This window comes from Priestia megaterium, from assembly GCF_023824195.1.
In the GTDB taxonomy this organism is placed as follows: Bacteria; Bacillota; Bacilli; order Bacillales; family Bacillaceae_H; genus Priestia; species Priestia megaterium_D.
In genome coordinates this window covers 3964314-3987296 of record NZ_CP085442.1, presented here as the reverse complement: position 1 = coordinate 3987296, position 22983 = coordinate 3964314, and the positions used below count along the sequence as shown (strand labels likewise).

Here is a 22983-nt window from a genome sequence, read left to right as displayed (position 1 = left end):
GCAAATAGATGAGGAATGGAATTTTTTACACATTTAAAAAATTCAGCACATCAAATAAGAGGCGTTATTTACCTCTTATTTGATATGCTGATAATGCTCCAGCGCTCGCTCTCTAGCTGCTTTATGATCGACAATTGGAGCCGGATATGTTTTATTAAGTGTAACGTTTGCTTTTTCTAATACGTCTGCTGGGGCCTCCCAAGGTTTATGAATATAAGAAGAAGGAATATCTTTAAGCTCTGGAAGCCACTTTTTAATATATTCTCCTTCTTTATCAAATTTTTCTGATTGAGTAATTGGATTAAAAATACGAAAATATGGCGCGGCGTCTGCTCCCGAGCCTGCAACCCACTGCCAGCCCATTGTGTTATTAGCTAAATCTGCGTCTACTAAGGTATCAAAAAACCAATTTGCTCCGTGTTTCCAATGAATTAAAAGGTGCTTTACTAAAAAGGAAGCAGCTACCATTCGAACTCGATTGTGCATAAACCCTGTTTCCCACAGCTCCCGCATTCCGGCATCGACAAGGGGATAGCCGGTTTTTCCATTTTTCCAAGCTTGAAGCTCTTCATTGCCGTCAGCCCACTGAAATTGCTTGAATTTTTCATCAAGCGGTTCACTTGTAGTGTGCGGGAAATGATAAAGCAGCTGATAAGCAAAATCTCTCCATATAAGTTGACGAATAAACATTTCAGCTTGCTGTTCAAAAGCATCAGAACGTACTTTTTCTGCTTTAGTTCTCAAATAATGATAAAGGACTCGAGCTGAGAGCTGTCCTGTAGCGAAATAAGGAGATAGAAATGAATTTAATGCTTCAACAGGAAAATCTCGTCCTTTTTCATAATGAAGCAGCTTATTCTTTAAAAACGTTTTGAAGACATCAATAGCGCCTTTTTCCGTAGCTTCCCACGTCGACTTAATCGTTTCATCCCACGGTATGCTTGGAAGCAAATCGAGATCTGAGACTGAAAGAGATTCAACCGATTTGGAGGAGGCCTGTATGGAAGTAACTTTTTTTACAGCAGAAGATACTGAATGTTTTTGAGAAGCTTTATAGTAAGCTGTAAATACTTTATAAGGATCTCCATTTTCTTTTGTGATTTTCCAAGGTTCATGAAGGAGAAATCCCTCAAATGTGCGAATATTTATTTGTTGCTCTGAAAAAAAACTTGAAGCTCTTTATCTCTTTTTAGCGCATGTGGTTCATAGCGTCTATTCCAATAAATATCTTGTGCATTCGTTTCATGGAGTAATTTTTGCAACACATCTTTAGGGTTTCCTTTTTGTACAATCAGCGTGCCTTCTATTTTTTCGATCGAGGTTTTAAAGTCATTCAGCGCATGGTGAAGCCACCATTTACTTGCACTTCCCATTGAGCTTTCTTCATAGTCGTCATGGATATAAACAGGTACAACCATTCCTTCTTTAGCTGCGTGAAATAGAGCTGGGTTATCAACCAGCCGAAAATCTTTTCGAATCCATACGATAATGATTTTATTCATCATGTGCCACCTTTCTATCTGCAATTTGCCTCGATTATAGCTTTTTTCTTATACGTACTACAATTTTGAATGTGTAGAAGGCCTATTTTCTTATGGACGAATTTCAGATTGATGGTAAAAAGAATAACGTAAACAGAGTAAGAGAATGGGAAGGAGCCCTTAAAAATGAGAAATTCGTATGGAATGAAACAAACCGGACAACCGATATCCAATCCATATATGCAAGCAGCACCTAAGCCTGCTAAAATGCCGCCTATGCCTTCTGCAAAAGAAATGCAGGCAATGCCGATGCAAGAAGGCGCAAATCAAATGCCAATGTACGGAGAAATGCCGCAGATGAAAGATGCAATGCCGCCGATGCATGGAGGAATGAATCAAATGCCAATGCAAGGCGGAATGCCGCCGATGCAAAAAGAAATGAATCAAATGCCAATGTACGGAGAGCTACCGCCAATGCAAGGAGGAATGCCGCCAATGCATGGAGGAATGGGTCAAATGCCGATGCAAGACGGAATGCCGATGCATGGAGGAATGGGTCAAATGCCGATGCAAGGAGGAATGCCGCCAATGCACGGAGGAATGGGCCAGATGCCGATGCAAGGAGGAATGCCGCCAATGCACGGAGGAATGGGCCAAATGCCGATGCAAGGAGGAATGCCGCCAATGCACGGAGGAATGGGCCAAATGCCGATACAAGGAGGAATGCCGCCAATGCACGGAGGAATGGGCCAAATGCCGATACAAGGAGGAATGCCGCCAATGCACGGAGGAATGGGTCAAATGCCGATGTATGATTGCGGATGCCGCGATTTCTCAGCACACGTTGGTCATCAGCAGCCTCATTCTTTAAATGAGTGGATGTTCACGCAACAAACAAATCCACGCTCTTTTTAATAAACCCTTTACCCTAGATAAAAGGGATGTATTTTTGAATCTTTAGTATAAATATAGAATTTTATTAATTGAAACGTCATGAGAAAAAGAATAGTTCTTACTCTTTTTCCATGACATTCAATTTTTTGAAAATATTAATCACATCTTTTGGGTGTTTTCTTACATAAGAGAGTTTGGTAGAGTTTTTTAAGTATAAATACAGGGAAAAGAAGGCAAAAGCTCTATATTAAAGGGGAAAGGGTGTTTTTAGAATGATATTAGAAGTCACAGCTGCAACCTTACATGATGCTAAAGTTGCCCAGGAACATGGTGCCGATCGTATAAGCCTTGTAACTGGAATCGGTGAAGGCGGCTTAACCCCAAGCTACGGTTTGATGAAAAAAGTGAAAGAAACGATACATATCCCAATATTTGTGATGATTCGTCCACATAATCAATCTTTTCAATATGATGAAGATGATTTGCAAACAATGATTGAAGATATTCACTATGCAAGAGAAATTGGCATTGATGGAATTGAAATTGGCTGTTTAACAGAAGACAAAATTATTGATGAGCAAGCTTTAAAGCGACTGCTGGATGCGGCAGGAGAAATGAATGTAACGTTCCACTTAGCATTTGATGAAATCAGTGATCAAGAAAAGGCGCTTGAAACGCTTTTAAGCTATAAGAAAATTCAGCGTGTCATGACTTCAGGAGCGGATAAAAGTGCGCTAAACGGTATTCCTCATATTAAAAAACTGTTAAGAAGAATGAAAGATAAAGATATTATTTTAATCGGGACAAAAGGGCTGAAACCTGAAAATCTTCAAGCGTTCTTATCCGTTACTCCCGTGAAAGAAATTCGTATTGGTTCAGGGGTTCGAGTGAATTGTCAATATACGAAACCGCTTGACCCAAGGAGTGTAAAAGCTGCAAAAGAAACGATGAATAAGCAAAAGTAACAGAAGTGCTACAAGGAATTGTAGCACTTTTTTATTTGGAAATAGAAAGGGACTTATTACATAGTTTTCCCTAATTGGAAAACATCATAAAAACCTTTGAATCCTTGATACATAAGAGAAATGCTGAGTTTTTCCGACTTTAGAGTGAAATAGGAATAATTTCATATTTTCAGAATAATCATTGACAGTGATAATCATTATCATTTATTGTTGTAATTGTTAATGAAAATCATTATCATTTGAACAAACAGGAGGATATGATATGTCAACGTCAACGAAACAACTTACATCAAACGAAATGCTGCTTGCTATGCAAAATGAACGTGAATCCAATGCAAGGTCTTATCCTAGACGCCTGCCTATTGCAATTAAGCAAGCAAAAGGCGCCGTGATCACGGATATGGATGGAAAAGAGTATATTGATTGTTTAGCAGGAGCCGGCACGCTTGCTCTTGGTCATAATCATTACGTAGTCCATGAAGCAATACAAGACGTTTTAGCAAAATCTATTCCTTTACATACATTAGATTTAACAACGCCTGTCAAAGAAGCTTTTATCGATGAAGTATTTGCTAGTTTACCAGAAGAATTTGCAAACAAAGCTAAAATACAGTTTTGCGGTCCAACTGGAGGAGACGCGATTGAAGCGGCTTTGAAGCTTGTGAAAACAGCAACAGGCAACCGGACGATTTTATCCTTTCAAGGGGGGTATCACGGCTCCACCCATGGAACGTTAAGCATCAGCGGTACAACGAGTCCCAAAAAGCACATTCATGCGCTAGTGCCGGACACACATTTTCTACCTTATCCATATGAATACCGCTGCCCGTTTGGCGTAGGTGCTGAAGGTCACACTTACATTAGTACATACATTGAAAATATGCTGGATGATCCTGAAAGCGGAATTGTTACTCCGGCGGGTGTTGTAGTAGAAATTGTACAAGGAGAAGGAGGCTCTGTTCCGGCGCCAATTCCATGGTTAAAAGAGCTTCGCAGAATCACAAAAGAACGAAACATTCCGCTTATTGTAGATGAAGTTCAAACTGGAATCGGACGAACAGGAAAGCTGTATGCATTCGAGCACGCTGATATCGAGCCGGATGTATTAGTACTATCTAAAGCAATTGGAGGCAGCCTTCCTTTATCAGTCGTTCTGTATGATAGAAGGCTCGATCAATGGGAAGCGGGTGCACATATCGGCACCTTTAGAGGAAATCAGCTTGCGATGGCTACAGGACAAGCCACTCTGCAATTTATAAAACAAGAAAACTTACCTGCACATGCTCATGAATTAGGAGCTTATATTCAGAGTCAGCTAAAACATATCCAAAAGCAAGTATCTTCGATTGGAGATGTACGGGGAAGAGGTTTGATGCTCGGTGTCGAGATTGTAGACGCGACAAAGTCAGCTAATAAAATCGGCAGTTATCCTGCAAACGGTGAGTTAGCTAAGCTGATCCAAAAAGAATGTTTTGACAGAGGGGTCATTTTAGAAGTCGGTGGAAGACATGGTGCTGTTATTCGTCTGCTTCCTCCATTAATTTTAACGAAACACCAAACCGATGAAGTGTTAACGAGATTTGAAGAAGCGATAAAAGCAGCAGAAAAGAAGTGGGTGAATAAATAGAATGGCACCGTTTGAAAAATGGTTTTTATCATCATCAAAAGAAAGCCTTGAGAATTATGAAGCGATGATAGTTGGAATGACTGAGGTGATTAAACGTCACTACCGTGAATTACAATCGCCTTATACTCACATTAACGTTAATGATTTAACGAACTTAGTCAATCGTTCCGTCTATTTTAGCGAACACGAACAGCCGTTAGAAGATCTGTTTGATGACGTACAAGCGTTAGTTCTAAACCATTCACTTCATATTTCTCATCCCGGAGCAATGGCGCACTTGCATTGTCCTCCCATTATACCGGCCCTTGCTGCGGAAGTGATGATTTCTGCTTTGAATCAATCTATGGACTCGTGGGATCAAAGTCCGGCAGCTACGTATATAGAAGATCAAGTGATTGATGAGTTAACAAAACAAATTGGTTATCCAAGCTCTTCTTCGGGCGTTTTTACAAGCGGAGGGACTCAGTCGAATTATATGGGACTTCTGCTTGCTCGTAATGAATATTGTCATGCTGCATTTTCAATTGATGTTAGCGAAGAAGGCTTACCGTTTGAAGCTAAAAAACTGCGGATTTTCTGCTCGGAAAAAGCCCACTTTACGGTGCAGCAATCTGCAGCTCAGCTTGGACTGGGCATGAATGCAGTGGTGAGTGTAAAGTGCAACGAGAGACATGAGATGGATATAGAAAATTTAGAAGAAGCGATACGGGAAGTCAAAGAAAAGGGGAACCTTCCTTTTGCTATTGTGGCAACGGCAGGCACGACGGATTTTGGAAGCGTAGATCCTCTTTTTGAAATGAGTGAGCTAGCTAAAAAAGAAGGGCTTTGGCTTCATGCTGACGCCGCTTATGGAGGAGCGCTGCTATTTTCACATAAATATCGTGAACGCTTAAAAGCTCTTGAACAAGCAGATTCTATTACGATGGATTTTCATAAGTGGTTTTATCAGCCGGTAAGCTGCGGTGCATTTCTACTGAAGGATCAAGCTATGTTTAAACACATTCAGCTTCATGCAGATTATCTAAATCCTGAAGAAGATGAGTATGTTCATTTGGTAGATCGCAGTATTCAAACAACAAAACGATTTGACGCCTTGAAGCTATGGCTGACTTTCCGTGCAGTAGGTACAAATGAGTATGGAAAAATGGTTGACCATACGATTGAAACGGCTAAGCAAACAGCTGAACATTTACGAAAGCAAAGGAATATTGCGGTGTTAAATGATCCTTATATGAACGCGGTTGTATTTCGCTATGTGCCAGATACTTTATATGGTGATTGTCAAAAACAGCAGCATTATGAAAATAAGTTGAATCAGCTTATTCAGCAGCACTTATACGAAAAAGGCACTTTTATCATGGCAAAAACAAAGCATAATGAGCAAGCTTATTTAAAGCTAACGATGTTAAATCCTATGATTACAGTTGATTCTGTTGCCACTCAGTTAGAGGAAGTCGTGGCTTTAGGAAAAGAGTTGGAGAAAAAGGAGGAGCGATTACGTGAACGCTCAGTTATCGGCTAATTTTATTACGATGCAAAACATGATTAATTGCTATATTCGAGAAACAGGTAAGGGAGTATGGGAGTCCGTTTCAGAAATGAAAAGCGAGGAAAGGCTCGTTCTTAGACTAGAAAAACAGCCGGTAACTCTTTACTTTCCAGTAAAGTATCGCTCAGCCACCGGACGTCACTTGTTCTTTTCAAACTTTTCTTATCGTATTCAGCAAGGGGAGCTTAAGGAGTTAGATATCGTCACTCTTTTGGCCTTTCTTTTAAAAGAAGTAACGGATCATTTACTACAGGTGAATGAGCTAATTGTACGTGTGCTATTAAGCTATGAAAATATGAAATTGTTTATTGAAAAAAGACAGAAAGAGTTAGAGACGTGCTATAAATGGGACAAAACGTTCTTAGAATCTGAGCAGTCATTGCTTATTGGCCACCAGCTGCATCCGACACCTAAAAGCCGTCAAGGAATATTACCTGAAGAAGAAGAGGTGTTTGGACCTGAAGTGAACGGGAAATTTCAGCTTCATTATTTTAAAGCACATAAATCTCTTGTTGCAGAACAGTCCGCTGGGAGTCAAACCGCTTCACAGCTTATTAAAGAGCAGCTGAAAAAAGATAAGACAGTTTCTGAAGAATTCATACAGTTGTATTGCCAAGCGGACGATTATTCACTTATACCTATGCATCCGCTGCAAGCTCGTTATCTTTTAGGAAAAGAAGAAGTGTGTGAATGGATTCAAAAAGGCAGGCTTGCTTATCTAGGGCCACACGGTCAGCCGTTTTATCCGACTTCGTCTGTTAGAACCGTATACAGTGAAGATGCAGATGTGATGTACAAATTTTCTATTCCGGTGAAGATTACTAATTCACTGAGAGTGAATAAACGCAAAGAATTAAGCAGAGGGGTAGAAGTTAGCCGTTTATTGCAAAAGGGATTACAGGCGGAGCTTCAAGAAAATCATCCGGCTTTTCAAGTGATTGAAGACCCTGCTTACATCGCGCTTGGAAAAAAGGAGCTTGGGTTTGAAGTCATGATTCGAAGCAATCCTTTTCAAGGTGAGCAAGGGGACCGAACAACACTTCTAGCAAGTTTGTGTCAAGATCATGTGTTTGGGAAAGCTTCTCAAATTGAAAATATTATTAATTATATTGCTGCAAGTGAAAATAGCACGAATGAAGACATAAGCAAGCGCTGGTTTAAACGCTATTTAGATGTCTCTTTTCATCCTATGATGTGGCTTTACACTCAAAAAGGAATTGCGCTGGAAGCTCATCAGCAAAATTCCGTTATTAAACTTGATGAAAACGGATATCCATCGGTGTTTTACTACCGTGACAACCAAGGCTATTACTTTATGAAATCAAAGGAACAAGAGCTTCGCAAGCTGCTTCCTTCCTTAAACGGAGAAAGCGATACGGTATGTGATGACGCTGTAGCAGAAGAAAGATTTCGTTATTACGTATTTTTTAATCATATTTTAGGATTGGTTAATGCTTTTGGTGCAGCTGGCCTCGTTCAAGAGTCAGATCTGCTATTGATTCTGCGACAAGAAATAGAGATGTACAAAGAAAAAGATCATACAGGGCTTGTTTCATCAATGTTAGAAGAGAAAGTGCTGCCCTGCAAAGCCAATTTTTTAACGCGCGTTCATGATATGGATGAGCTGGTAGGCTCTCTTGAAACGCAGTCTGTTTACGTAAATGTTAAAAATCCTCTGTACGAATCTGCAGGTGTACGTGTATGAAATCAGCATTACAAACGCAGTATCCATTTATGATTCAGCAAAAGGAGCAGAGCATCACCTTTCGCTCTGTTTCTTTTGCAAAAGATTTCGAACGGCTGTACAAGTGGATGCATGAACCGCATGTTATTCCGTATTGGAATTTAAATATTTCAAAACAGGCGTATGAGCAGCATTTAAAAACATTTCTAGCTGATTCCCATCAAAAACTGCTAATTGGAGAAATTGACGGTGTACCTATGAGCTATTGGGAATCTTATACGGTTGAAGGCGATATTATCAGTAACTATTACCCTTATGAAAAAGGAGATCAAGGGATTCATTTATTAATTGGAGAACCTGCTTTTTTAGGAAAAGGCTATATTTATCCGCTCCTTCTTAGTTTGCTAAAGCACAAGTTCGAGGTAGCAGGTACTGCTAAAGTAATAGCGGAACCAGATATACGAAATGAAAAGATGATTGCAGTATTTAAAAAATGCGGGTTTCAATTTATAAAAGAAGTGTCGCTGCCTGATAAAACAGGTGTATTGCTGAAATGTGAAAGAAAAGTATTTGAAAGAAGGTGGAGCGAATGGAACAACGGTACGTTTTAGACGTAATTGGAGTAGGAGTTGGTCCATTTAATTTAGGATTAGCAGCTTTGATTGATAAAACAGATTGTACATATAAATGTTTTGAACAAAAAAATGAGTTTAATTGGCATCCAGGAATGCTTTTGGAAGGGACAACTCTTCAAGTTCCGTTTATGGCGGACGTGGTCACGATGGTGGATCCGAAGAGTCCGTACACGTTCTTAAATTATTTGCATGAGCATGAGCGCTTGTATCAGTTTTATTTCTTTGAGAAGTTTCATATTCCGAGAAATGAATACAATCACTATTGCCGCTGGGTAGCGAGCCAGCTGAGTGGGCTTGAATTTAACAGCACAGTAATAGAAGTGAAAATGCATGAAGAAGCTAAACCTTTTTATGAAGTAACGGTTGAAAAAGAAGGAAAGCTTCATACCTATTACAGCTATCATCTTGTAACCGGAGTAGGTACGCAGCCCGTGGTGCCAAGAGACTTTCAAACAGTGGCAAGCAATACGTTTTATCACTCCGCTCATTATAAAATGAAGCGTGAGCAAACGCTGAAGGCTAAAAGTATAACCGTAATTGGCTCTGGTCAAAGCGCAGCTGAAATTGTCTATGACTTACTTCAACAGCAGCCTCAGTTTGACTATAAGCTGAATTGGTATACTCGCTCAAAAGGGTTTTATCCGATGGAATATTCAAAGCTTGGCCTTGAACATTTTTCACCTGATTATACCCGCTATTTTTACAGATTGCCTGAAGAGAAAAAAGAGAGCGTTTTACGAAATCAAGCTCTTTTATACAAAGGAATAAGCTTTGAAACGATCGGTGATATTTATGATTTGATTTACGAACGAACAATTGGAGGAAAAGAAGTGCCGCTAACGATGCGCGCGCTTACGGAACTTGCAGGCGTTGAAAAGACAAACGATACACATCTTCTTACTCTTCACCAATACGAGCAGGACTCGTTTGAAAAAGAAGAAAGTGAAATTGTCATTATGGCCACGGGCTATCATGCAAAAGAGCCTGCTTTTATGGAAGGTTTAAAAGAACATTTGCTGTTTGATGAAAAAGGACAGCTGAAAATTAACGAACTCTATCAAGTTGAGATGAAGAAAAAAGGAGCCCCGCTATTTGTTCAAAACGGAGAGCTTCATACACACGGGGTTGGAGCACCAGACTTAGGTTTAGGCGCTTATCGCAATGCGGTTTTGATTAACCAAATTGCAGGCGAAAGCGTGTATAAAATATATAAAAATACTGTTTTCCAAAAGTTTGGATTTTAAGAGATGATTTCTCCGCGTTTTGTTTTTATCTGTTTGTTTATGACCATGACGTCGGAAGTGTTATTATCACCATTTTATCCGCAGTATTTTACAAATGCTTTCCATGTAGATGGAGTCGCAATGACGTCTTTTTTTATTATTTGCTGCCGGATTGTGGTTATTGTTATGACTCCTTTATGGGGAATGCTGCTTAAGAAGTGGAAAGTAAAACATATAATCGTAGCGTCACTTCTAATGACAGCCTTAGTTAAAGTCATTCTGAGCGAAGTTTCTACTTTTTATGGGTTTTTAGCCACTTCGTTAGTATTACTTGTGTTTCAAAGCAGTTTATATCTTTTATACCCATATTTAGTAGGCGGCATGAAAAATGGACAGAAAAAGGCAAGTGCTGCAACAACCTATGTATTTATTGTTCATACGGCTATTATTGTCGCTAGCTTGTTTGGAAGTACGATTATTGCATGGGAAATGCCGCTTAAAGTATATCAATACTTTGCTTTAGCTGATATGGTACTGGCCGTATGGCTCTTAACAAGAAAAGCTTCATCTTTAAAAAAAGAAAAAATACCACCATACATTCAAAGTATAAACGAGCCTATTTTTTTCTATTTGCTGGCTATTTTCTTTTTTCACCTTGGACACAATGTCATTCGCCCTTATTTTACATTGTTTACAAATGAAACATATGGCATGAGCAGTCAAGGCAGCGCTTTGTTATATGTGATGCCGAGCATTATGGCGATCGTCTTAAAGCTTACGGTACCTACAAAGCTATTTAATGGCAAAGTTATACCGCTTTTTTATGGCGTAACGGGTGCTAGTGCTTTACTGCTATGTTTGCAAGCATATGCCGATCATCTCAGCATGTTTATTATAAGCCGAATTTTATATGGAGCCGGGTTTTATCTCAGCATGGTTATACTTGATATCTATTTATTTCAAAAAAGCAAAGAAGGAGCTGCTTACTATTACAGCTGGCTTATTGCTGTTCAAAATATTGCCCTGCTGATTGCACCGCTTTTAGCACTAGAAATCAGCAAAGTAAATTTAGCGCTTCCTTTAGCAGCTGGTGCCGCTGCTTTGCTAGCTGCTAGCGCTGTAATGCCGCTGCGTAATAAAACAATCCCTATTCTAAGACAAGTAAAGGAGAATGAAGGATGAAAATCAAAGAAACGAATCTTTCCGTATTTAATAAGCAATCATGGGAAAAAGCAAATCGACAGCTTTTAGCTAAAATGCTGCAGGAATTCATGTATGAAAATATTATTGAGCCAAAACAGCTGCAAAAGCAGGGTGCGCTTGCCACGTATCGATGGGAAGACCACCGGGGCGTTACGTATACATATCAAGCGAAACAGCGATTGTTTGACAGTTTTTCTGTATTGCCAGAAAGTATTAAGCTGACATCTAAAGCGTCAACCCCTACATTTTCGGAGGCCTTGCAGCTGTTAATTAGCTTATCTGAAGACAAAGGAATGTCTAGCTCAACCGCAGGTCACTTAGCAAAAGAATATTTTCATACATTAATAGCAGACGTGCATTTGCAAAATCGAAAATCAGCTGATGAATTAGCAGATATGGATTATGCGGAGCTAGAAGGTGAAATGACAGGACATCCTTGGATTACATACAACAAAGGGCGCATCGGGTTTGGCTATGATGATTATCTGCGGTTTGCACCTGAGCAAAAACAAAAAATTCAGCTTTCATGGATTGCTGTTGCGAAGCAAATTGCTTCGTTTCATTCATTAGATACCCTCGGCTTCGATGATGTCATGAAGCAGGAGCTAAGCGGTGAGACGCTAGCTGAATTTGAAAAAGAATTAACAAGCCAAGACCTTTTAGCAGCGGACTATTACTATATTCCCGTCCATGAATGGCAGTGGATGAATGTGATTGTTCCTTTATTCGCTGAATACATTGCAAATGATTTAATCGTTCCTTTAGGAGAAGGTGAAGATCAATACTTTCCTCAGCAGTCGATTCGTACATTTGTGAATACAACAAATAGAGATAAATATCATGTAAAGCTTCCCATGAGTATATTAAATACCCTTGTATACAGAGGGCTTCCAAGTGAGCGTACGGTAATTGCTCCTCAAGTAACTCAGCACATTAAAGGCATACGAGATCGCGATGTGTTTTTAAAAGATACGTGCAAAGTAGGACTTTTAGGTGAAGTGGCTACGTTAAACGTAACTCAGCCGACGTTTGCTTCTATTAAAAACGCGCCTTATCAGTATTTAGAAATGCTGGGAGTCGTTTGGCGTGAAAGCATCTATCAAGAGTTAGAAGAAGGAGAGCATGCGATTACGCTAGCTGCGCTTTTACATGTTGACAGTAAAGGGAAAGCTTTAGTTTCATCTTATATAGAAAAGTCGGGCTTAACTCCTGCCGAGTGGATTGATGCGTTAACCAGCGCTGTGTTGCCGCCGCTTCTTCATTACTTGTATCAATACGGAACTGTATTTTCCCCGCACGGTCAAAATACGGTATTAGTGCTCAAACATAACAAGCCGGTTCGAATTATTATGAAAGATTTTGTAGACGATGTGAATATTAGCGATCAGCCGTTTGAAGGATTGCAGCAGCTATCTTTTGAATTAAAAGAAGTGTTGCGAAGCGAAGAGCCGGAAGGACTGACGCAGTTTATTTTAACAGGGCTATTTATTTGTCACTTCCGCTATTTAGCGACTATTTTAGAAGAGCATGAAGGCGTAGAAGAAGCGGACTTTTGGAAAAGTGTACGAGCAGAAATTTTACGTTATCAAGCATCATTTCCACATTTGAAAAAACGATTTGAACTGTTTGATTTATTACGTCCAACCATTACGAAATTAACGTTAAATCGAAACCGAATGTTTGATTATGGATACGAAGATGACGGAGATCGTCCTCACGCAAGCGAATACGGTACGGTACAGAATGCTTTACATGAAGTTAGCGAAAAAGCTGTGCAATAATAAGGGAAAGCTGCTGGTGTTGTGCTAGCGGCTTTTTTATGGTTGATTCTAAAGCAGGAAGCGAAGGGGATGAGCTGCAGCACTTTAGGAAACACTCATTTTATGTATGTGTAGAATGTAAAGGTGAGTGAATGAACGATTTGATGGGAGTAGATGTTAGAACAACAAGTACACAATCTGAAGCAAACGTTTCGGCTCTCTTTTGTCAAAGCCTTATTTCAATGTCGCATCGCTACAAGGATAATGGTACAATTGTCTGTATATTTAAAAAAAGAGAGGGAATTACATGAAATCGCATATTCAAAAACATTTAACTTCATATAAAGAGAAATATAAAAATCGAGGTCGGCTGCTAATTAGCTGTCCGGACAAACCGGGTATTGTAGCCGCTGTGTCTACGTTTTTACATGAGCATGGTGCAAATATTGTAGAATCAAGTCAGCATTCAACGAACCATGAAGGGGGTATGTTTTTTATCCGTTTCGAATTTGAATGTGAGGATTTATTAGCTAAAGAAGTAAAGCTAGAAGAAAGCTTCAAAAAAATTGCCGATACATTTTCAATGAACTGGCAGTTTACATATGCCCATAATTTGAAAAAAACAGCTATTTTTGTGTCAAAAGAGCCTCATTGTCTATTAGAGCTGCTCTGGGCATGGGAAAGCGGAGATTTGATGACAGACATCGCTGTCGTTGTGAGCAATCACGAAGATGCGCGCGAAGTGGTTGAATCATTCGGTATACCGTTTAAGCATATACCGGCGACAAAAGACATTCGCCAAGAAGCAGAAGGCAAACAGCTACAGGTATTAAAAGATTATAATATTGACGTAATTATCTTGGCGCGTTATATGCAAATTTTAACGCCGACTTTTGTGGCTGAAAATCCGTATCGTATCATTAATATTCACCATTCATTCTTACCGGCATTCATTGGAGCACGTCCATATGAACGCGCATATCAACGAGGTGTAAAATTAATTGGTGCTACGTCTCACTATGTAACGGACGACTTGGATGAAGGACCAATTATTGAACAAGATATTGAACGCGTGAACCACCGTGATGATGCGGATGACTTAAAGAAAAAAGGCCGCTTAATTGAACGTACGGTGCTTGCACGCGCTGTGAAATGGCACTTAGAAGACCGCATTTTAGTTCATGAAAACCGCACAATTGTATTTAATTAACAAAGACTAGGCTGTTATAGAAGTAGTTTAACCGAAGGAAAATCCGAACGATGAATCGAGATTCTTGGCAGAGAATCTAACTCGTTCGGATTTTTTTATGGTGATGGTGAACGTAGGTTTCATTTATGTAGTGGCTTCTAGCTGCGGATTGGAGGGTAAGGCGAAGACTCCTGCGGGAAAAGCGGAATCGGTGAGACCCCGCAGGAGCGCAAGCGACGAGGAGGCTCATCGGCCGTCCGCGGAAAGCGAAGTCTTGCACGGAAATCCACAGCGTTGTAACAAGCGATCCGTACTAGCTCACTTATCCCATTTGTTCGTCTTTAGGTGGGATAAGTGAAGCTATGTCTCCGCCTTGTTTTTCTGGGGAGACCGCGTACTTAAACGATAAGGAACTTTTCTATATGCGCTGAGATTTAGTTGTTTACTTAGGTCGTGAACACTTATACAATAGAAAAGGACTTTTTAATAAAGGAAGTGTCGGAAGTGAAACAATATCTTGAACTTTGCGAGCATGTGTTAGCAAATGGAACAAAAAAAGAAGATCGGACAGGAACAGGTACAATTAGCACATTTGGCTATCAAATGCGTTTTAATTTACAAGAAGGTTTCCCGGTATTAACGACAAAAAAACTTCATTTGAAATCAATTATTCATGAACTGCTTTGGTTTTTACAAGGAGATACAAACGTTAAGTATTTACAAGATAACGGCGTGCGCATTTGGAATGAATGGGCGGATGAAAACGGCGAGCTTGGCCCTGTGTATGGTCATCAGTGGCGTTCATGGCCAACGCCGGACGGAGAAAAAATTGATCAAATTACAAATGTTATCAATCAAATTAAAAACAACCCTGATTCTCGCCGCTTAATGGTAAGCGCCTGGAATGTGTCTGATGTAGACAATATGGCTTTGCCGCCGTGTCACTGCTTATTTCAGTTTTATGTAGCGGACGGCAAATTGTCTTGTCAATTGTATCAGCGCTCAGCTGATATTTTCCTAGGCGTACCGTTTAATATTGCTTCATATGCGCTGCTTACAATGATGGTGGCACAAGTGTGTGATTTAGAGCCAGGTGATTTTGTTCATACGTTTGGCGATGCGCATATTTACAGCAATCACATTGAACAAGTAAATCTGCAGTTAACGCGTGAGCCTCATGCTTTGCCAAAAATGAAAATCAATCCAGACGTAAAATCAATTTTTGACTTTAAATTTGAAGACTTTGAGTTAGTAGACTATAATGCGCATCCTCACATCAAAGGAGCTGTGAGCGTATGATTTCCCTCATTGTCGCAATGGATCAAAACAGGCTGATTGGTAAAGAGAATGATTTGCCATGGCGCCTTCCGGAAGATTTGAAGTATTTTAAGCGCATCACAACGAGTCATACGATTGTAATGGGAAGAAAAACGTTTGAATCAATTGGACGACCGCTCCCTAATCGTGAAAATGTGGTTCTTACGCGTCAAAAAGATTATCAACAAGAAGGAGCAACCGTTATTCATTCAGTTGGGGAACTAGAAGCATTAGATGCTGAAAAAGAAGACGAGCTGTTTGTGATTGGTGGAGCTACTCTGTATGAGCAAACATTAGACGTTGCAAACCGACTTTATATTACGCATATTGAAGAATCCTTTGAAGGAGATACACATTTTCCTGCGATTGATTTGAGCGAATGGAAAGTTATTTCGAAGCAACAAGGAATTAAAGATGAAAAAAATCCCTACACGTATTATTTTACTGTATACGAGCGAAGCTGATCTCTGTTGTTTATAAAAAACGCAAGTCTGGTACAAAAGTATGTTAGTTGAAGAAAGATCCGAACGTTGAATCGTTCGGATCTTTTCATTATGAGGATGAAGGTAGGTTTCATGTATGTAGGTGCTTTTAGCAGTTGATTGGAGGGCGAGGCGGAGCCTCCTGCGGGAAAAGCGGAACAGGTGAGACCCCGCAGGAGCGGAAGCAACGAGGAGGCTCACCGGCCGCCTGCGGAAAGCGAAGTCTTGCACGGAAATCAACTGCTGTAACAAGCCACCCCTACTAGCTAGCTCCTATATTCCATTTATTCGTCTTTAGATTGATTTCGTTATGTCTCAATCTCTTTTTATATTGATTTTAATTGCTTCATCATTTCGTGAAAAGCCGCCGGGCACACAAACTGTTCAGCGCTCCAGTTTGCTTGAATCCATTGAATCAGCTCGTTTGGTGTATTAAAAACTTCTCCGCTTGTATCTGCTTTGCGAAGCATATATCTACCGTTTTCCTCATCTGCAACTATTTCGCACGGAACGGCACTTTCATGACTTTGGAGCGAAAACTCCATTTATTCCACAACCTTTCTTAATTTATACCTGTTATCGCATCAGCTGCATGTAGAAAGTATGGGCAATTTTGTAAGTCTATTTAGCGTTTGCTAAACATATGTAATGTATGTGGACAGTAAAATAGTCGGAAAAGTTTTTTTAGTCATTATTAATGAAAAATAATGATTTTTCTAAATTTTATGTGATATAATGTACAAATTAATAATGGTAGAAGAGGAAGGAAGTTGGTTATGAAACAACAAGTAGATAATCGAACAAAACACGTACATTTAGAGGACATCATGATTGCAAATCAATTGATTAAAGATGTTGTTGTGCATACACCACTACAGCGTAATGACGTTTTATCTGAACGATATGAATGTAATATCTATTTAAAACGTGAGGATTTACAGGTGGTGCGCTCATTTAAAATTCGCGGTGCGTACAATCGAATCAAAAAGTTATCTCCAGAAGAATTAGAAAATGGAATTGCCTGTGCAAGTGCAGGAAACCACGCACAAGGTGTAGCATATGCGTGCCGTCATTTAAATATCGATGGTAAAATCTTTATGCCGAGCACAACGCCGCGCCAAAAAATTAATCAAGTGAAATTTTTAGGCAAAGATAACGTAAAGATCGTACTAATCGGAGATACGTTTGATGATTCTTATGAACAAGCTATTGCATGCAGTGAAGAGGAACATCGAACATTTATTCACCCATTTAATGATGTAGACGTTATTGCAGGACAGGGTACAGTAGCCGTTGAAATGTTCAATGACTGTGAAGATGAAATTGACTACGTATTTGCGGGTATCGGCGGGGGCGGATTAATTTCCGGTGTCGGCACATACGTAAAAAGCATCTCGCCTCAAACAGCTGTGATTGGGGTAGAACCAGCAGGCGCGCCTGGCATGCAAACATCTTTAGCAAACGGAAATGTAGTGACGCTACCGGCAATCGATCCATTTGTAGACGGAGCGGCTGTTAAAACAGTCGGAACGCTTCCGTATGATATCAGTAAAGAGCTTGTGGACGATATTGTAGTTGTTCCTGAAGGCAAGGTTTGCACAACCATTTTATCTCTATACAATGAAAATGCGATTGTAGCAGAACCAGCAGGAGCTCTTTCGATTGCTGCTCTTGACTCATACCGTGAGCAAATTAAAGGAAAAACGGTTGTTTGCGTCATCAGCGGAGGAAACAATGACATTGGACGTATGCAAGAAATCAAAGAACGTTCGATGATTTATGAAGGATTACAGCATTATTTTATCGTTAATTTTCCTCAGCGCGCAGGAGCTCTTCGTGAATTTCTAGACGAAGTGCTTGGACCGACAGACGATATTTCGCGCTTTGAGTATACGAAAAAGAATAACAAAGACAGCGGACCAGCACTTGTGGGAATCGAGCTCAAGCATAAAGAAGATTATTATCCACTGATTAATCGTATGGATAAAAAAGGATTTCCTTACACAGAAATTAATAAAGAAAGCAACTTGTTTCACTTATTTATTTAAATAGAAGGTCATTTTAAAAAGGAATGCTTCATCAACTGTCGAATAAGTTGATGAAGCATTTTTATTTTAAAAAATATTTGTGTTTTCTTTTTATTTTATCAAGACAGAAAGTGCCCTAAGCATTATAATAAAATAAACGGGTAAAAAGAGGGTTGATCGCCTTGCTATTAAAAAGCCTTGAATTTAAACATGTCAGTGGTCAAAAAGTAAAAATTACTGAAATTCCAGTTTTAGAGGAAAATAGCACGTTTCGGTTCATGTTATCTGCAAAACTTGATTTATTTATTAGACAAATCACGAACGAATCAGTTCCGAAGCAAACCTACTCGTTTCAAGAATATTTAAAACGCGTGTTGAAATGGAAAGATTACGAACAGCTCTTTAAGTCTCATGTATTAAAACATAATGCATAAACGTAAAAGTTGACTTTTCTGAATATTTCAGCAGAGTCAACTTTTTTTTGTTGATATAAAAGGTTGAACATGCGTTTTACGAATTAGCAAAACTTGCATTCTATTATAACTATATTGTTGTAAGTGTTCATGTTATACTAGTCTGCAATGCATCTTATAGGGGTGAACACATGGCGAAAATTAAAGTGGTAACGGATTCAACAATTGATTTAACGTTGGAAGAAGCTGAAAAGTACGGTATTGAGATGATACCTTTATGTATTAACATTGATAATGAAACGTATTTAGATCGCGTGGAATTAACGCCGGCAGATTTTATTGAAAAAATGAAAAATTCAAAAGAATTACCAAAAAGCTCTCAACCAGCTATTGGTTCTTTTGTTGAAGTATATGAACGATTAGTTAGTGAAGGGTATGATGTCATTTCGATTCATATGACTGGGGGAATGAGCGGAACTGTTCGAGCAGCTGAAAGCGCGGCTCAAATGGTAGAAGGAAATATCACCGTTGTTGATTCTATGTACATTACAAAAGCTCTTTCGTTTCAAGTCTTTGAAGCGGTGAAAATGATTGAAGATGGGCATACAGTAGAAGAAATTGTCACGCGCTTGGAAGAGGTGCGTCAAAATACGAATCTTTTTGTCGTAGTTGATACGCTTGAAAATTTGGTTAAAGGTGGACGTATTGGACGAGGAAAAGGATTGATCGGTTCTCTTTTAAATATTAAGCCGATTGCTTCTCTAGCTGACGGAGTATATACTCCCGTTGCTAAAGTGCGCAGCCATTCTCAAATTGTTAAGTTTTTAACGAAACAGTTCGAAGAGCATACAGAAGGAAAAAGTATTAAAGGAGTAGGGCTTGTACATGCAGATGGATTTGGACTCGCCTCTAAGTTAAAAGAATCAATCGTGAAGGCAAGGGGCTATACGCAATTTTCGATTGAAGATACGACGCCTATTATCTCGACGCATACGGGTATTGGTGCAATTGGTTTTATGTATTTTGCTGAATAAAGTGGGTTGCTTTTTGCAAGTCACTTTTTTGGCTTTCTCTTTTTTGGAAAAAGGAGAAAGAGAAGTGGACGAACGTGTGATATAATAGAATCAACTTTCTACCAGCGAATGCTGTGCTGGTTACTATTCTTTTGAACCCGGAGTATACCGATGAAAAAATATATTCGAAATTTGAGTGTGTTTAACAAAACGGTTTTATTTTCTACTTTAATTGTAGTTGCCCTTGGAGTCATTTCTTTAGCCATTAGCTATCAAGTTCAAAAGAAAATGGCAAAAGAGACACTAACGCAGCACGCGTTAATTATGGCCGATTTATGGAGGGAGTCTTTATCTAAACAAGACGTAATAGCAGCAGTGGATTCAAGGAACGGGACGATTCCTGAAAAAGACGAGCTAGAAAAGCAGTTCAGAAAGATTTATGAATTGCATCCGTCGTACTTGCAGGGATATATTATGACGACCGAAAAATTCAAGTCGCATGGAAATAAGATTATCGTAACAGCGAATAAGAAAATTAAGCAATCGCTAGAGCCGTCCATGATTTATTATGGGGGAGAAGAATTTTACAAATCATTTAAGCAAGCAGAACAAGAAAAGAAGAATATCGTAACATCTACATACAAAGACGAATTCGGGACGTGGATAACCGTTTTATCGCCTATTACAAACAGCTCTGGAAAAGTCGTGGCTATTCTTGGTGTAGATATAGATGCAAGCGCTATCTATATCTATCAAAAACGTTTAATTGTGGCTTTGATCGTTGCGTTTACGATTTTGTTTACCTTCATTATTGTTATTCAAGACTGGGGACTAAGGCGATTAATGTCGCCCCTTGGAGAATTAATAGAAGGAATTCAAGCAGTAAGTCAAGGGGAATTTGATGTGAAGCTGACACATGAAAATGATTCTGAGTTAGGGAATGTACACACAAGATTTAATGAAATGACCGAGCGGCTTCAGCAGCTTTTTCAACAAGTGTCAGCAACAAAAGAACAGCTGAACGTAGAAACGAATTTCAGTCATTCAAAAGATGGAATTGCTAAAGCGATTGATGAATTAGAAGTTATTATGGAAAAAACGAGGATGCAAAAGGAATTGCAGCGAGCAGAGAAAATGAATGCGATTGGTCAATTAGCTGCTTCTGTAGCGCATGAAATTCGAAATCCTATGACGGTGGTAAAAGGGTTTTTGCAGCTGTTTCAAGATAACACAAAGCTTTCAAACACTGAATTAAGTTACATTCATCTTATGATTAACGAAATGGACAGAGCGGAAGCGATTATTCATGACTATTTATCTTTAGCCAAGCCGGATGTTCATCAGCATCGTTTTATTAACTGCTTGGAGTGTATTACAAGCTTAGTAGACTTATTATCTTCTTACGCTTTATTAACAAACAATATACTCATAGAATTAGACGCAAAAGAAGAGATGTATGTTCGCGGCAGCCGAAACGAATTGAATCAAGTGCTGCTTAATATTATGAAAAATGGAATTGAAGCTATGAGAGCTGGAGGAACGCTTCGAGTGGGGCTTTACAAGCGAGAAGGGCATGTACATATTCAAATTGAAGATACTGGTATAGGCATGACCAGTGAACAAGTGAACCGGCTGGGGACAGCGTTTTATTCTTTAAAAGAAAAAGGAACAGGGATTGGTCTGATGGTGTCTTATCAACTGGTCGAACAAATGAATGGAAGAATTGAAGTGAAAAGCATACCAGGAAAAGGTTCAACGTTTACCTTGATTTTCCCTAGCTATGACTAAACTTTAACCGTGCAGGAGGAACATATGAAAAGCTGGTCTTATAAATTGGTTTTTTTACTGCTCATTAGTTGCATGATGTTAACAGCCTGTGGTTCCAAAATAGAAAATCCGCTTAATTGGAAGATGGACTCTTTTTCTTATGTTAACCAAGATCAAAAGAAAGTAGGGCTAAGTCAGCTGAAAGGGAACGTTTGGGTAGCTAACTTTATCTTCACAAGCTGCGAAACCGTATGTCCCCCAATGACGGCTCATATGGCTAAATTACAAAAAATGGCCAAGGATGAAGGGCTGGACGTTCGCTTTGTTTCATTTAGTGTAGACCCTGAAGTAGATACTCCACAGAAAATGAAGGACTATGCGACTAAATTTGGTGCTGATTTTTCGAATTGGGATTTCTTAACTGGTTATAAACAAGCGGAAATTGAAAAGTTTGCGCTGGATCAATTTAAAACGATTGTGAAAAAGCCGCAAGAAAATCCGCAGGTTATTCACGGTACGGATTTTTTTCTAATTGACAAAAATGGAGTCGTTCAAAAATCTTATCAGGGAGTGACTGATCCTCCTTATGAAGATATGATAAAAGATATTAAAACTCTTCAGTAAGAGCTATAAAACCGTCAAATCTATCCGCCAAACACAGCTATCCTTATAGTGATGTGTTAGCGGATATTTTTATGAAAGAAACATGCTTATCCTTTTTTTTACATATACTATATACAAGAAACGTAGTAAAATATCAACTTGACATAGTATGATAAGATATAAAGATATAGTTATTCAGAGCGGTAAGCAGTATTGCTTGTGACAGCGAGAATACAGCATAGTTAGTAGGTGTTATAATGAGAAAATGGAAAAGTATAGTGATAAGCAGTATGAGTGCGGTGGTGTTAGCGAGCTGTTCGACGACGACTTTTTTGCCCACGGACAATAAAGAAGAAGCCGTTCAGAAAGAAGTGGATTTAACGCCTAAAAAGCATATTCCGAAAGGCTTTTTTCCTGTAGATTTAGATATTGTAGCCATTGGTGACTCATTAACAGAAGGAGTAGGAGATGAGTCTAAAAAAGGCGGTTATGTACCATACTTAACTAAATACCTTTCTAAACAAAATGAAGTGCAAAATGTACGAACAGAGAATCTGGGCAAAAGAGGAAACCGGACGGATCAGCTATTAGCGAGGTTAAATCAGCCGGGAGTAGCAGCTGAAGTATCAAGAGCGGACATCGTTTTCTTGACGATTGGCGGCAATGATGTGATGAAAGTGGTAAGAGATTACTTTTACAATATCTCTATTAAGACGTTTGAATCACAGCAGTCCAAATATGAAAAACGTCTAAATGACGTGTTTTCACGTATACGTAAGCTTAATCCCAATGCTCATATTTATTTAATTGGTTTTTATAATCCATTCTTTAAATCGTTAAGTGATGTGAAAGAAATTAATGTCGTTATTAATGAATGGAATGCTGCAAGCGAGAAAATTGCTTCTCAATATGATAATGTAAGTTATGTAAAAATTGATGATATTTTTTATGATTCTGACGTAAATTTATTAGGGAAAGACGAGTTTCACCCTAATAAAAAAGGGTACAAACTAATGGCTGAACGCATTAGTAAATCAATGGAGGAAGAAGATCCACTCGTTGGAGACCAGAAAAAGGAAACAGCAGAAGAAGTTACATCTGATGAGAAAGAGAAAAACACGAAAGAGAGTGGGAACGAGTAAGGAGATTGT

20 protein-coding genes and 1 pseudogene are annotated in these 22983 nt (G+C 39.1%); 19 read left to right on the top strand and 2 right to left on the bottom strand.

The window, feature by feature from the left end; translation table 11 throughout:
• Nucleotides 1-75: 75 nt before the first annotated feature.
• Nucleotides 76-1505, bottom strand: a pseudogene (locus tag LIS78_RS20730) (cryptochrome/photolyase family protein).
• 162 nt (nucleotides 1506-1667) lie between these two features.
• On the opposite strand from LIS78_RS20730, the gene LIS78_RS20725 reads away from it, so the two are divergent.
• The 13 genes from LIS78_RS20725 (at nucleotide 1668) to LIS78_RS20665 (ending at nucleotide 16275) form a co-directional block, all read left to right on the top strand.
• On the top strand, nucleotides 1668-2396 hold the full coding sequence (locus LIS78_RS20725; protein WP_252284293.1) for a polyadenylate binding domain-containing protein: 729 nt from the start codon (nucleotides 1668-1670) through the stop codon (nucleotides 2394-2396).
• 251 nt (nucleotides 2397-2647) lie between these two features.
• Nucleotides 2648-3340 carry a copper homeostasis protein CutC gene (locus tag LIS78_RS20720; RefSeq protein WP_195782055.1) on the top strand — a complete coding sequence of 231 codons (693 nt, stop codon included), beginning with the start codon at nucleotides 2648-2650 and terminating at the stop codon, nucleotides 3338-3340.
• Nucleotides 3341-3602: 262 nt separating this feature from the next.
• Nucleotides 3603-4967, top strand: a complete 1365-nt coding sequence (locus LIS78_RS20715; RefSeq protein WP_252284292.1) for an aspartate aminotransferase family protein — start codon at nucleotides 3603-3605, stop codon at nucleotides 4965-4967.
• A gap of 1 nt (nucleotide 4968) precedes the next feature.
• A complete protein-coding gene (locus LIS78_RS20710) occupies nucleotides 4969-6489 on the top strand; it encodes a pyridoxal phosphate-dependent decarboxylase family protein (RefSeq protein ID WP_252284291.1) in 1521 nt (506 codons plus the stop codon).
• Entirely contained in the window at nucleotides 6467-8221 is a 1755-nt protein-coding gene (locus LIS78_RS20705) for an IucA/IucC family protein (protein ID WP_252284290.1), read from the top strand. Before LIS78_RS20710 ends, LIS78_RS20705 begins: the two co-directional genes overlap by 23 nt.
• On the top strand, nucleotides 8218-8811 hold the full coding sequence (locus LIS78_RS20700; protein WP_252284289.1) for a GNAT family N-acetyltransferase: 594 nt from the start codon (nucleotides 8218-8220) through the stop codon (nucleotides 8809-8811). The genes LIS78_RS20705 and LIS78_RS20700 overlap by 4 nt, the downstream gene beginning before the upstream one ends.
• On the top strand, nucleotides 8790-10079 hold the full coding sequence (locus LIS78_RS20695; RefSeq protein ID WP_252284288.1) for a lysine N(6)-hydroxylase/L-ornithine N(5)-oxygenase family protein: 1290 nt from the start codon (nucleotides 8790-8792) through the stop codon (nucleotides 10077-10079). Before LIS78_RS20700 ends, LIS78_RS20695 begins: the two co-directional genes overlap by 22 nt.
• A 3-nt stretch (nucleotides 10080-10082) precedes the next feature.
• A complete protein-coding gene (locus LIS78_RS20690) occupies nucleotides 10083-11240 on the top strand; it encodes an MFS transporter (protein ID WP_252284287.1) in 1158 nt (385 codons plus the stop codon).
• Nucleotides 11237-13042, top strand: coding sequence for an IucA/IucC family protein (locus LIS78_RS20685; RefSeq protein ID WP_252284286.1), 1806 nt, complete (start codon nucleotides 11237-11239; stop codon nucleotides 13040-13042). Before LIS78_RS20690 ends, LIS78_RS20685 begins: the two co-directional genes overlap by 4 nt.
• A gap of 286 nt (nucleotides 13043-13328) precedes the next feature.
• Complete coding sequence (purU, locus tag LIS78_RS20680; RefSeq protein WP_195782063.1) at nucleotides 13329-14231, top strand: formyltetrahydrofolate deformylase; 903 nt, start codon at nucleotides 13329-13331, stop codon at nucleotides 14229-14231.
• Nucleotides 14232-14714: 483 nt separating this feature from the next.
• Nucleotides 14715-15509, top strand: a complete 795-nt coding sequence (locus LIS78_RS20675; protein WP_013058746.1) for a thymidylate synthase — start codon at nucleotides 14715-14717, stop codon at nucleotides 15507-15509.
• The gene (locus tag LIS78_RS20670) at nucleotides 15506-15991 is read left to right on the top strand and encodes a dihydrofolate reductase (RefSeq protein ID WP_209150607.1); all 486 of its coding nucleotides are present in this window, start codon (nucleotides 15506-15508) and stop codon (nucleotides 15989-15991) included. Before LIS78_RS20675 ends, LIS78_RS20670 begins: the two co-directional genes overlap by 4 nt.
• A gap of 134 nt (nucleotides 15992-16125) precedes the next feature.
• Complete coding sequence (locus tag LIS78_RS20665; RefSeq protein WP_195782065.1) at nucleotides 16126-16275, top strand: hypothetical protein; 150 nt, start codon at nucleotides 16126-16128, stop codon at nucleotides 16273-16275.
• 60 nt (nucleotides 16276-16335) lie between these two features.
• Here LIS78_RS20665 and LIS78_RS20660 read toward each other — a convergent pair whose 3' ends face one another.
• Complete coding sequence (locus tag LIS78_RS20660) at nucleotides 16336-16554, bottom strand: hypothetical protein (protein ID WP_252284285.1); 219 nt, start codon at nucleotides 16552-16554, stop codon at nucleotides 16336-16338.
• 231 nt (nucleotides 16555-16785) lie between these two features.
• Here LIS78_RS20660 and ilvA point away from each other — a divergent pair, with 231 nt between their 5' ends.
• The 6 genes from ilvA (at nucleotide 16786) to LIS78_RS20630 (ending at nucleotide 22974) form a co-directional block, all read left to right on the top strand.
• Nucleotides 16786-18057 (top strand): threonine ammonia-lyase IlvA, encoded by a 1272-nt coding sequence (gene ilvA / locus LIS78_RS20655; RefSeq protein WP_252284284.1) that lies wholly within the window; start codon nucleotides 16786-16788, stop codon nucleotides 18055-18057.
• 161 nt (nucleotides 18058-18218) lie between these two features.
• Complete coding sequence (locus tag LIS78_RS20650) at nucleotides 18219-18470, top strand: YpmP family protein (RefSeq protein WP_013058743.1); 252 nt, start codon at nucleotides 18219-18221, stop codon at nucleotides 18468-18470.
• Nucleotides 18471-18640: 170 nt separating this feature from the next.
• Nucleotides 18641-19483 (top strand): DegV family protein, encoded by an 843-nt coding sequence (locus LIS78_RS20645; RefSeq protein WP_195782069.1) that lies wholly within the window; start codon nucleotides 18641-18643, stop codon nucleotides 19481-19483.
• A 150-nt stretch (nucleotides 19484-19633) separates the two neighbouring features.
• Nucleotides 19634-21250 (top strand): ATP-binding protein, encoded by a 1617-nt coding sequence (locus LIS78_RS20640; protein ID WP_195782070.1) that lies wholly within the window; start codon nucleotides 19634-19636, stop codon nucleotides 21248-21250.
• 24 nt (nucleotides 21251-21274) lie between these two features.
• Nucleotides 21275-21853: an SCO family protein gene (locus LIS78_RS20635; protein ID WP_286676935.1), complete on the top strand. Its 579-nt coding sequence runs from the start codon at nucleotides 21275-21277 to the stop codon at nucleotides 21851-21853.
• Nucleotides 21854-22089: 236 nt separating this feature from the next.
• A complete protein-coding gene (locus tag LIS78_RS20630) occupies nucleotides 22090-22974 on the top strand; it encodes an SGNH/GDSL hydrolase family protein (RefSeq protein WP_014458541.1) in 885 nt (294 codons plus the stop codon).
• The last annotated feature ends 9 nt before the right edge of the window (nucleotides 22975-22983 follow it).

Coding starts and splice junctions, on each gene's coding strand:
- LIS78_RS20720 (WP_195782055.1), top strand. CDS start 2,648: ATGATATTAGAAGTCACAGCTGCAACCTTACATGATGCTAAAGTTGCC.
- LIS78_RS20725 (WP_252284293.1), top strand. CDS start 1,668: ATGAGAAATTCGTATGGAATGAAACAAACCGGACAACCGATATCCAAT.
- LIS78_RS20700 (WP_252284289.1), top strand. CDS start 8,218: ATGAAATCAGCATTACAAACGCAGTATCCATTTATGATTCAGCAAAAG.
- LIS78_RS20660 (WP_252284285.1), bottom strand. CDS start 16,554: ATGGAGTTTTCGCTCCAAAGTCATGAAAGTGCCGTTCCGTGCGAAATA.
- LIS78_RS20645 (WP_195782069.1), top strand. CDS start 18,641: ATGGCGAAAATTAAAGTGGTAACGGATTCAACAATTGATTTAACGTTG.
- LIS78_RS20640 (WP_195782070.1), top strand. CDS start 19,634: ATGAAAAAATATATTCGAAATTTGAGTGTGTTTAACAAAACGGTTTTA.
- LIS78_RS20715 (WP_252284292.1), top strand. CDS start 3,603: ATGTCAACGTCAACGAAACAACTTACATCAAACGAAATGCTGCTTGCT.
- LIS78_RS20630 (WP_014458541.1), top strand. CDS start 22,090: ATGAGAAAATGGAAAAGTATAGTGATAAGCAGTATGAGTGCGGTGGTG.
- LIS78_RS20670 (WP_209150607.1), top strand. CDS start 15,506: ATGATTTCCCTCATTGTCGCAATGGATCAAAACAGGCTGATTGGTAAA.
- purU (WP_195782063.1), top strand. CDS start 13,329: ATGAAATCGCATATTCAAAAACATTTAACTTCATATAAAGAGAAATAT.
- LIS78_RS20635 (WP_286676935.1), top strand. CDS start 21,275: ATGAAAAGCTGGTCTTATAAATTGGTTTTTTTACTGCTCATTAGTTGC.
- LIS78_RS20685 (WP_252284286.1), top strand. CDS start 11,237: ATGAAAATCAAAGAAACGAATCTTTCCGTATTTAATAAGCAATCATGG.
- ilvA (WP_252284284.1), top strand. CDS start 16,786: ATGAAACAACAAGTAGATAATCGAACAAAACACGTACATTTAGAGGAC.
- LIS78_RS20690 (WP_252284287.1), top strand. CDS start 10,083: ATGATTTCTCCGCGTTTTGTTTTTATCTGTTTGTTTATGACCATGACG.
- LIS78_RS20695 (WP_252284288.1), top strand. CDS start 8,790: ATGGAACAACGGTACGTTTTAGACGTAATTGGAGTAGGAGTTGGTCCA.
- LIS78_RS20710 (WP_252284291.1), top strand. CDS start 4,969: ATGGCACCGTTTGAAAAATGGTTTTTATCATCATCAAAAGAAAGCCTT.